Origin of the sequence: Salifodinibacter halophilus (assembly GCA_012999515.1) — a bacterium.
Classification (GTDB): domain Bacteria; phylum Pseudomonadota; class Gammaproteobacteria; order Nevskiales; family Salinisphaeraceae; genus Salifodinibacter; species Salifodinibacter halophilus.
Map to the genome: position 1 here is coordinate 1 of JABEEB010000456.1, position 253 is coordinate 253.

A 253-nucleotide genomic window follows, 5' to 3' on the forward strand; every position below is an offset into this window, starting at 1 on the left:
CCGGTCGATGTCGAGCAACTGGCAGTGCAGGTACGGCGCCGCCGCCCGGTACTCGCGCTCGGCGTGGCCGAGGAACGCGCGCGACACATCGGTGTAGCGGTACTCGGCGACCGCGGCCGCATGCGGCTTGAGCGCTTCGAACACGCGCGCGCTGGTGGCGCCGGTGCCGGCGCCGATTTCCAGCAGCCGCAGCGGCGCATCGGGTTCGGCGCGCAGGCGCTGTTCGGCGTAGCCGGCGACCAGGGTCGCAGCG

1 protein-coding gene is annotated in these 253 nt (G+C 73.9%); it reads right to left on the bottom strand.

Features of this window, described 5'->3' with window-relative positions:
• A partial coding sequence (locus tag HKX41_12425; protein ID NNC24941.1) for a hypothetical protein occupies positions 1–253 on the bottom strand: 253 nt, incomplete at both ends.